The sequence below is a fragment of the Blautia sp. OM06-15AC genome, from assembly GCF_003481425.1.
Lineage (GTDB): Bacteria > Bacillota > Clostridia > Lachnospirales > Lachnospiraceae > Fusicatenibacter > Fusicatenibacter saccharivorans.
The window spans coordinates 1-5,930 of the sequence record NZ_QULD01000021.1; the positions used below are offsets into that span (position 1 = coordinate 1).

Annotated in this window: 11 protein-coding genes and 1 pseudogene; 4 read left to right on the forward strand and 8 right to left on the reverse strand. The window is 35.8% G+C overall.

All coding sequences use genetic code 11. The features are described from left to right. Nucleotides 1-61 precede the first annotated feature (61 nt). The 4 genes and pseudogenes from DXB83_RS16090 to DXB83_RS16105 form a co-directional block, all read left to right on the forward strand. A complete protein-coding gene (locus DXB83_RS16090; protein WP_029471590.1) occupies nucleotides 62-370 on the forward strand; it encodes a type II toxin-antitoxin system RelB/DinJ family antitoxin in 309 nt (102 codons plus the stop codon). Continuing rightward, nucleotides 367-696 (forward strand): type II toxin-antitoxin system RelE/ParE family toxin, encoded by a 330-nt coding sequence (locus tag DXB83_RS16095; RefSeq protein WP_005334765.1) that lies wholly within the window; start codon nucleotides 367-369, stop codon nucleotides 694-696. The genes DXB83_RS16090 and DXB83_RS16095 overlap by 4 nt, the downstream gene beginning before the upstream one ends. Nucleotides 697-778: 82 nt before the next feature. Then, nucleotides 779-1,270, forward strand: coding sequence for an antirestriction protein ArdA (locus tag DXB83_RS16100; protein ID WP_117805231.1), 492 nt, complete (start codon nucleotides 779-781; stop codon nucleotides 1,268-1,270). A 60-nt stretch (nucleotides 1,271-1,330) separates the two neighbouring features. Beyond that, nucleotides 1,331-1,459 (forward strand): annotated as a pseudogene (locus tag DXB83_RS16105) (antirestriction protein ArdA); the annotation flags it as partial. Nucleotides 1,460-1,796: 337 nt separating this feature from the next. On the opposite strand, the gene DXB83_RS16110 reads toward DXB83_RS16105, so the two are convergent. The 8 genes from DXB83_RS16110 to DXB83_RS16145 all read right to left on the reverse strand — a co-directional run bounded on the left by DXB83_RS16110 (nucleotide 1,797) and on the right by DXB83_RS16145 (nucleotide 5,871). Next, nucleotides 1,797-2,132 carry a DUF3784 domain-containing protein gene (locus DXB83_RS16110; protein WP_055267398.1) on the reverse strand — a complete coding sequence of 112 codons (336 nt, stop codon included), beginning with the start codon at nucleotides 2,130-2,132 and terminating at the stop codon, nucleotides 1,797-1,799. 120 nt (nucleotides 2,133-2,252) lie between these two features. Continuing rightward, nucleotides 2,253-2,771 carry a ClbS/DfsB family four-helix bundle protein gene (locus DXB83_RS16115; protein WP_118601726.1) on the reverse strand — a complete coding sequence of 173 codons (519 nt, stop codon included), beginning with the start codon at nucleotides 2,769-2,771 and terminating at the stop codon, nucleotides 2,253-2,255. A 47-nt stretch (nucleotides 2,772-2,818) separates the two neighbouring features. Beyond that, nucleotides 2,819-3,421, reverse strand: a complete 603-nt coding sequence (locus DXB83_RS16120) for an alpha/beta hydrolase (protein ID WP_005337276.1) — start codon at nucleotides 3,419-3,421, stop codon at nucleotides 2,819-2,821. Nucleotides 3,422-3,474: 53 nt separating this feature from the next. Beyond that, nucleotides 3,475-3,795, reverse strand: a complete 321-nt coding sequence (locus DXB83_RS16125; RefSeq protein WP_004612401.1) for a TfoX/Sxy family protein — start codon at nucleotides 3,793-3,795, stop codon at nucleotides 3,475-3,477. Nucleotides 3,796-3,839: 44 nt separating this feature from the next. Further along, the gene (locus tag DXB83_RS16130; RefSeq protein WP_005921256.1) at nucleotides 3,840-4,088 is read right to left on the reverse strand and encodes a DUF3781 domain-containing protein; all 249 of its coding nucleotides are present in this window, start codon (nucleotides 4,086-4,088) and stop codon (nucleotides 3,840-3,842) included. A gap of 66 nt (nucleotides 4,089-4,154) precedes the next feature. Next, the gene (locus DXB83_RS16135; protein WP_173905991.1) at nucleotides 4,155-4,553 is read right to left on the reverse strand and encodes a hypothetical protein; all 399 of its coding nucleotides are present in this window, start codon (nucleotides 4,551-4,553) and stop codon (nucleotides 4,155-4,157) included. 13 nt (nucleotides 4,554-4,566) lie between these two features. Next, entirely contained in the window at nucleotides 4,567-4,863 is a 297-nt protein-coding gene (locus tag DXB83_RS16140; RefSeq protein ID WP_015514766.1) for a hypothetical protein, read from the reverse strand. 9 nt (nucleotides 4,864-4,872) lie between these two features. After that, entirely contained in the window at nucleotides 4,873-5,871 is a 999-nt protein-coding gene (locus DXB83_RS16145; protein ID WP_117805132.1) for a DUF6017 domain-containing protein, read from the reverse strand. Nucleotides 5,872-5,930: the final 59 nt, after the last annotated feature.

Below are 5,930 nucleotides of genomic sequence, written 5' to 3' on the forward strand. Positions count from 1 at the left end.
ATAAAGACCTTGGAGAGGGTCTCTAAAAACTACTACTATATAATACGAGGAGATGTTTTATATGGCTACAAAATCAGCAAATTTATATGCAAGGATTGAACCAGATGTCAAAGAAAAAGCAGAAAGTATCCTGTCTACACTTGGTATCCCTGCTTCCAGTGCTATCAATATGTTTTATAAACAGATTATCTTACAGAGAGGACTTCCGTTTGAAGTAAAAATACCATCTGACAGACCTGTTGATATCAGCACATTATCAGAAGCAGAGTTCAATGAAGAATTGGAGAAAGGATATGCGGATATGCAGGCTGGACGGACAAAAAATGCGAAGAAAGCATTTGCTGACATTCGCAAGGATTATGGCTTATGATATATGAAGTAGAATTATCCGAACAGGCTGACAGTGATTTGAGAGGGATTTTTGAATATATTTCTTTTGAATTACAATCGCCGGAAAATGCAAGCGGACAGCTTGACCGTCTGGAAGAACAGATATTAAGTCTGGATACGATGCCGGAGCGTTATCGAAAATATGAAAAAGAACCGTGGAAAAGTCGTGGACTTCGTGTATTACCAGTAGACAATTATGTGGTACTTTATATTCCAGACAGCGATAAAAAAGTTGTAACAATACTTAGAGTAATGTATGCCGGACGGGACATAGACAATCAGTTAAATCTCCACACAAAGCAATAAAGGATATGATTTAAAGCAGCCTTTCATTTATGATCGACTGCTTTTTTCATATTCAAAATTAAAAAGAAAGGGCTGAATTACGATGGAAGAATGTAGCGTATTGATTGAAACGACCAAATCAGCAGAGGATAAAACCTCTCGCTGGTTCGATTTACCCATTGATTATGAGCTGTTCCGTGACCTGCTCGGCGTGGAAGCTGACAGTGGCGATTATCAAATCATTGATATGAAGCTCCCCTTTGCTGGCGACATTGTAAGGACAACATCTGTCAGACGGTTAAACAAGCTGTACTTTGCTTACACGGATTTATCGCCAGAAGTTCAGCTGGCTTATAAAGAGTTGATTTCCTATTGTGGCGGTGTAGAGGATTTATTGCAGAAATCAGAAGAATTTCTGTTTTATCCAGAGTGCCACAACATCATGGACGTTGCCCGTTACCGCTTGGAACATAACATTGATTTTTTTGCTCTCTCCGAAAAGGGAAAGAAATATTTTAATCTGGAAGCCTACGTCCATGAACCGGAAGAAAAAGGACGTTATGCGGTCTGCAACAATGGTATGTTCAAGCTCTGATGGTGGGTATTGCTTATGGCAGATTTTATGAATACGATGAGTGAAAGGAAGTGACCGCTTATGATTGATGATATGCAAGTCTATATAGCCAATCTTGGCAAGTACAATGAGGAAGAACTGGTCGGGGACTGGTTCTCTTTTCCATTGGACGAAGAAGTAATTGCAGAACATATCGGCTTAAATGCAGAGTAGGTAAACGTCTCTTTTAATCTCCATTGTTATACTCCCCATTTCCGTGCATCTGCACACTTTTTAGTAATGAGATTCCATCACAGAACGACCTGAATTTCAATATGTATTCCCATTTTATGTGCATCTACACACTTTTATGTAATGTTGATAAATATATTTTCAGATTTTTTTATTGCAGTGTTTATAATCGACTACTCCAATCGTTATTATAGGTAAACAACAAAAAGAAGATGGTTCCGATGTTTCATTAAATATGTTCGTTAGTCTTTTACGCAAAGGATTCTATCTCCTCTGCGCCCTAATGCTTTTCGGATTCAGTTCAACAAACTAGAATTTACTTTAATAAATATTTTTCAAACGCTTTATGATTATCAAAGTGGACTTCTCTAAAAAACAGAACTAACCAAATAATATAGGTTGGTATAGCTATATATGGGGTTAAAAAGCAGGATAATAATGCTCCTGCCAACATTATAATAGCCCACATAAAGCACTGATTTCTTATATCACGAGAGATATAAGCTTTATCATACAATGCCTGTTCTTCTTTAGAAAATGAATTAAATCCCGAAACAAATTTTGTTGCTTTTTCCTTAAAAATCGCAAATAACACACCTATAATCAGAAATGGTATTACCAAAATTATACACGACCAAAATCCTATATTCATAATACATACCTCCGCTTCAAATTCCGATTTTAATGTCTCTATTATACCATAATGATACTATTATAAAAAAGGAAAAAGAGCTCCTTCGAGCTCTTTTGATTCAGTTCTGTAAACTTGAAGTTATAGTGCAATCTTTTTCCATTTTCTAATCTTGGTTCTAAAGGTTCCGAACGGAGCAACTGTATTAACATGTATGAATTTGTATACTTCCCAGACAGCTGTTTTAGTTGCTTCGTCAGCCCATTTTCTCATATGTGGTTTAAATAATTCTTCCTCACTCAGAGAATCAATCATTGCATAAATAGAGTTGATATTCTCATTCAATCTGTCTTTCAATTCTTGCAGTGACAGCTGAGCATATGTATCTGTGAACCATTGATATAATTCGCCAAGCTGATTCCACTTAAAATTATCCGAAGGAGTTTTAACAGGAATACCCGTTCTTTCGTCTGATTCCCATTTAATAACAAGAGTTGTCCAGCCAACCTGATAAGCAAGATTTTCTGCCGGAGTTCGATCGATCTCATCAATTCTCTTATCTTTTAAATGCTCCGGAATATCATTAAATTCTGAAATATATTTTGCAAAGCTTTTATTTATCTCGTTTTTAAGCTCGTCTTTATTCTCATATGTTCTCAATAGTCTATCTCCTCAGCTTCCGATTTTCCAGTTTCAAAAACAGGAATTTATTTGGAAGATTTTATTATCCATTCATCAAGAAATTTCATTTGTTCATCCGTATGAAACCAATGCTCTCCATTTTTCATAATAGAAAGTGTTGAATTAGTCCTCTGTACAAATTCAAATATCGTTCCATAAGCGGTAAGATTATCTTTTTCACCATACAAAATGTGCGTTGGGATTTCCCATATAATAGGATTTTCTCTTGCATAGCAAAGATAATCCCATGAAAGAGTCTCTCCAAAGGTTGTCTGAATTTCTTTTTTCTCTTTGAGTTCATCCTCTGTAACATTTGCCCAAATCATCATATCAGCAATAAGCCTTTCCATATCTACAACGGGCGAAATAAAATATGCTTTCTCTATTTGCTGATTTGATAAGGCATTGATAGCAAAATACGCTCCAATGCTATTGGCAATTACTTCAACCGTCTTGTAGTTTCTATAAATTGAATTAAAAAGTAATGGAAATTCTTCTTTTGCTTCCCATGGAAACTGTGCAGTATAGTCGAGACCAATCACATCACAATTACTAAAGAGCGGTTTGTAATGAATAGCTTCTTCAGCATTACCACCTTTTCCATGTATATAAATAACTGCTTTATCCACAATAGTTATCCTCCACAAATTCAAATTTTCCTGTTATACAAACTGGGAGTTGTTTATTTCTTCTTTTTCGGTTTTGGGGCTGGCAGTTCATCATACATTGCATGAAACAAGCCTGTCAAAAATTCCCTATTATCAACTTCATCTACCAACAACATCTCTTTTGCTCCCTCATAGGGTAATTCATACGGAGCTGTCGGCATATAACTAATTGCTGATTTTACTGGTTTAACAAGTAATCTATCATCATAGATACCGCCTACAATCTTGCCACGATAATAAATAATAAATTCTCCCATCATAGCTCGATAAGTAATTTCTTCTAACTCAGATAGCTGCCCTAAAATAAACTCTAAGTATTCCTTGCTTGATGCCATATTTCCACCTCAAATTCATATTTCTCAGTTTCAAAAACTTGAAATTACTTAACAATATGTGCTGTAATGATTGTATAGCTATATGAATTGATAGTAATTTTGATATTTTCAACCTCGCAATACCAATTTTTACCCTGTTTGTATATATTGCAATTTTTATCTAATACCTTATTTTTGCAATACTCAACAACATCTGCTGTATCTATTTTTAGGTTTCTTTTAATTCTATCAATTCCCATTTCGGTTGTATGAATTTTATCAATATTATCAAGCAATATCTTTTTATCTTCCATTCTTTCTTTTCCTCAACTACCGATTTGCACATCAAATCGTTTTCTTCATTCTATCACAGTATCATATTATTCCGCCATCAATTTTTCGAACCAGGTATCCATGACAATAATAAACTGGCCTGCGCCTTGCCATTCTTGCAGCATTTCATCCAGAGTTTTGTGTTTCTCATATTTCTGCACATACACCCAGGTGGCTATACCACTGGCCTCAGAAATAATTCCTGTTATGATCTTACGCATGATGCCCTCAAATTCTGCGATTTCCTCTTTTGAAACGATGTCATAGAGATTAGGAATCTGAAAATCTTCTTTCCCACAGTTCTCATGTACATTAATCAACTCTGCTTTCACCCTTTTTCTGGATTCCTCGGGTAATTTCAAATATTGCCAAATCATTGAGACCACTTCGGAAGGTGTGTCTTTTTTGATCGGTGGTAACTGAATAAAATCATTGTTTTCGCTCATTTTCATATCCTCCTCACGATAAAATAAAATCAATAATACTTTCTCTTGTCATATCCAGTACAGTGTCTACAAACACTCCTGCAAACAGGATCAGATACAGAATTACACTCAGCGAAAACAGGAATGCAACCTGTACCCAATCATGGTAACAGTATGCAGTCGCTATAATCAACAAAGTGAATATAAATCCAAGGATTCCTCTGACAACCGCATAAGTCTGTACTGTCATCTTCACTGCCAGGCCGATCACAAAAAGTATCAGCCATACCGGCAGTAATAATATCTTCCCAGCAAGTTTTAAAATAAACATGTGCACCTCCTATCTTACCAGTCCTGGCATATCATGGTTCACTTCTGCCTGATAATACCCATTCATCGTAGACGGTGCATTAAACAGGGCTGCTAATAAATATTTCTTGATGTTCTTCACCTTTGTGGTGTTACCACGCATACAGTGTAAGACATACTCGATATGTGAATAGGTCAGCATCAGAAATTTTTTCTTCACCAGAGATGCCGGATACCAGTTGCTGGCAATCAAGATCTTGTCATTTTTACACATCACAGTTTCTACGATCAGGTTCACGACTTCATCTACCTGTCGCATATCGTCATGATGGGTTATTTCCAGTGATTCATAATCAATGGTCTCCTTGACAAGGTTTTCATAAGCCTGATAATCCTCAGAGCGATTATCGCTATCACATCTTTTCTCATCCACAGATATGATATGATTAGATTTATTATCATTCATTTCAGTATCACTAAGATTAGTATTATTAGGGTTTGAAATGTAAACTTCTTGAAGTTTGTTTTCGGGACTTCTAGAAGTTTGATTTTGGGACTTCATGAAGTTTAAATTGTAAACTTCTGCAGTCTCTTCATTTTCCACAGAAGTTTGTTTTTTAAACTTCTCTAATTCCTCTCCAAATTTTTTCTCATCTGTTTTCTCAGGCATAAAGGTTTTTACGTAGATAACATTCACCTTTCCAAATCCCTGTCTACGTTTCTCAATCAGACCAATTCCTGTTTCGTCATCCAGTTCTCTCATGGATTTGATGGCTTTATTTCTGCCACAGTTCAGTAATTCCATGATATCTTCGATGGAAAAGTAGATATATGCTCTGTTTTTGTCGTCAAACCACTGATTCTTGATGGAAAGAGACATTCGATCCAACATCAGTCCATATAAAATTTTGGCATCGCTTGATAAATCTTTAAAGTAGCTGTCTGTAAATAATGCTTTTGGTATGCGGTAGAAGCTGAACTGATCAGCTTCGGTACCGTAAAAATAATTAAATGTCATTTTTTTCTCCATAATTTCCTCCTCGTATTATATAGTAGTAGTTTTTAGAGACCCTCTCCAAGGTCTTTATA